At 33.4% G+C, this 2,851-nt stretch carries 3 protein-coding genes and 1 pseudogene; 3 read left to right on the top strand and 1 reads right to left on the bottom strand.

The annotated features are described in order from the left end of the window. The first annotated feature begins 128 nt into the window (after nt 1-128). Genes Q5N74_RS18905 through Q5N74_RS18895 form a run of 3 tightly spaced genes read left to right on the top strand, consistent with a single transcriptional unit; the run spans nt 129 to nt 2,619 of the window. Nucleotides 129-1,448, top strand: a complete 1,320-nt coding sequence (locus Q5N74_RS18905) for a site-specific integrase (RefSeq protein ID WP_304390556.1) — start codon at nt 129-131, stop codon at nt 1,446-1,448. Beyond that, a complete protein-coding gene (locus tag Q5N74_RS18900; protein WP_304390555.1) occupies nt 1,441-2,163 on the top strand; it encodes a hypothetical protein in 723 nt (240 codons plus the stop codon). The genes Q5N74_RS18905 and Q5N74_RS18900 overlap by 8 nt, the downstream gene beginning before the upstream one ends. 39 nt (nt 2,164-2,202) lie before the next feature. Then, the gene (locus Q5N74_RS18895) at nt 2,203-2,619 is read left to right on the top strand and encodes a hypothetical protein (protein ID WP_304390554.1); all 417 of its coding nucleotides are present in this window, start codon (nt 2,203-2,205) and stop codon (nt 2,617-2,619) included. A gap of 22 nt (nt 2,620-2,641) precedes the next feature. Here Q5N74_RS18895 and Q5N74_RS18890 read toward each other — a convergent pair. After that, nucleotides 2,642-2,851 (bottom strand): annotated as a pseudogene (locus Q5N74_RS18890) (hypothetical protein); the annotation flags it as partial.

Below are 2,851 nucleotides of genomic sequence, written 5' to 3'. Positions count from 1 at the left end.
ATTTATATTACTTTGGGGTATAACGCTCTGGATTCATAACCCGGAGGTCGGGGGATCGTGCCCCCCTCTCGCTACAAAATTTAATTAACTCAAAAACAACGGTTTAGTTTTCGCTAAACCGTTTTTTTATGTCTACCTTAAATGAATTAGTTACCTTTGAAAATCAAAATGAATACGAAAGTGCATACGATTTGTCAATAAAAAGAAACTTTTCACCTCCCAAAATTTACAATGCTAACGGCGATTTAAAGAAACGTTGGTACATTTATTTTTCTTTTCGCGATCCAAAAAGTGGGAAGTTAAAGCGAATCACACCCTTTTATGGCAATGCCAACAAGTACAAAACAAAAGAAGAACGCTTATCTGTTTTGGTTACTTATAGAAAAGTACTTCTTAAATTATTGAAACAAGGCTACAATCCATATGCAGACAATACAGAGCTCTATCATCAATTACAGGCGAAAGAAACCGTTAAAAAAACTCTAGTTTTAGACCAAAAACAAAATAACACCCCTAAGGCTATTGAAGAAATACCTGCAATGACTTTGCAAGAAGCCTTTGATTTTGGTTTAAAGCAAAAAGAGAAGATTGTAAATTCAACCACTAAAAGAGGGTATGATAATAGGGTTAAAAAGTTTTTAGAATGGATTCAAGAACATCGTCCCGAAGTGCAATCTATAAAAGCATTAAATAAAAAAGTATTCATAGCCTTTTTAAACGATATGCTTTCTAAAACAAGTGCGAGAAATAGGAATAATTACCGTGCTGATTTAAGTAGTATTTTGCAGGTTTTGGAAGATAATGATATCGTTGACTTAAATTTTATTAAGCAAATACCCGTTTTAAAATCTATTCCAGAGCGAAACAAAACCTATTCCAACCAAATACAAGAAGATATTTTTGAATATTTAGAAAAGAAAGATCCTATCCTTCTGCTCTACATAAAATTCATTTCCTATAATTTTCTGCGTCCCATTGAAGTATCTCGATTAACGGTAGGAGATATTAATGTAAAAGATAGAACCATACGTTTTAAAGCAAAAAATAGTCCTTTAAAAACTAAAATTATTCCAGAATTACTATGGGTTGAATTACCCGATTTGGCTCAATTTAATAAAGAAGCCGTCTTGTTTACTCCCGAAGAAATTGGAGGAGCCTGGGAAACCGAAATTAACAACCGCCGCGACTATTTTTCAAAACGTTTTAAAAAGGTAGTCAAAGACCACTTTAATTTGGGTAAAGATTATGGCCTTTATAGTTTTAGGCACACCTATATCACCAAACTTTATAGAGCACTTATGGTCGATTCTTCTCCGTTTGAAGCTAAAAGCAAACTGATGCTTATTACAGGACATTCCTCTATGACCGCATTAGAAAAATATTTACGAGATATTGATGCCGAACTTCCAGCCGATTATTCAGCCATGTTAAAAAATACGCATGGATAAAACGCCTTTAGAAACATTTTTTTCAAGCTTAATACCCAACCTCTGGGAGGAATTGGTGTTTTTTATACCCGCCAAGTACATTCCTAGCGAGATTATGGAAAATTTTCAAAATGAAGCAGTAAGAAAACTGTTTAACAAGATTCTTGTTATGGATACGTTTACGGGGCCGATGCTTTATAATAAGGATATAAGTAATAAGAATATCATTCTGAAAGTATCTAAATTAGATCAGAATATATATGCTTTATTACAAGAGCAATCAAACACTGAAGCGTCTAGTTTCAACTTTATCTTAGAAAAATATTACCATCAAGTTGAATGTTTATATTTTATTAGCCATTGGATGCAAACAAACTTGCATGAAGCGCAGCAAATAGATAATAATATTGAAGGACTTTTTCAAATACAGGCTAATTATTATAAAACACATCTTGAAACTTTTTTAAAACAGTTTTACCCCAATAAAGGAAGCGTTCCAAAAGGTCATTTTGATATTGTCGATATCATAGAAACCTATTTACCCGATATCTCTAGGCAATACATAAAGCCTAATGAAGAAACCGTAAATACACCAGAAGACATAACGCAACAGCCTACAGAAAATATTAAACCGACTCCAAAAAAAACCAAGAAACAACCCATTATTACCGAAAATGAAGCCGAAACGGTATTACTAAAAAGTATATTTAAATTAGATATAAAAAATTTAAAATAACATTTATGCGTAAATTACACGTATAATTGACTCATAAACATGAAAAAACCTGAAATTTGTGAACATTGCGATGGTGAATACTTCCCAACCAGACGCGGCGCCCAAAAGTTTTGCTCAGCATCGTGTAAATCTAGGTATTGGTATTTAAAAAACAACAACACCCAAGAAATTACAAAAATTTCTCATGAAACGAAACCTGAAAAACAGAACAACAAGGTCGAAACCATGAGTTTTGCAGGCATTGGAAATGCAGCTGCAGGAACTGCCGTAGTAGATACATTAAAACATGTATTTGCATCACCCGAAAATAAACCAGCCACCAAAAAAGACATACAAGAACTCAAGGCCCTTATGCTAAATCGTTATTTACCCGTTAACAATGCAGGTAAAGACGCCTATGGTAGATCGCCATTCTATGATGTTGAAACGGGGAATGTGGTGTATCTACAACAATGAAGCAAGTTAATACATCAATTATTTAAGCCATATAATCTTGCCACTGTATTAGCACATATTTATCAACGTTGTTCTCTGTCCGTTTTATAAATCCAAATTCATAAACAAATAAATAAACATCGCCTTTGGTGTTCTTCCAATAGTGGGTAAAGAAATTGGCATTAAAGCCCAATTCTTTTAAAAGATCTGCTCTCACGGTAACCTTACCTCCTTTGTTATATTCCTTAAGTAT

Origin of the sequence: Mariniflexile sp. AS56 (genome assembly GCF_030552475.1) — a bacterium.
GTDB lineage: Bacteria > Bacteroidota > Bacteroidia > Flavobacteriales > Flavobacteriaceae > Mariniflexile.
The sequence above is the reverse complement of the archived record's forward strand: the minus strand, read 5'-3'. Positions and strand labels throughout refer to the sequence as shown.

Bases quoted from the DNA above. Each gene is read 5' to 3' on its own strand.
- Q5N74_RS18900 (WP_304390555.1), top strand. From the start codon at position 1,441: ATGGATAAAACGCCTTTAGAAACATTTTTTTCAAGCTTAATACCCAAC.
- Q5N74_RS18905 (WP_304390556.1), top strand. From the start codon at position 129: ATGTCTACCTTAAATGAATTAGTTACCTTTGAAAATCAAAATGAATAC.
- Q5N74_RS18895 (WP_304390554.1), top strand. From the start codon at position 2,203: ATGAAAAAACCTGAAATTTGTGAACATTGCGATGGTGAATACTTCCCA.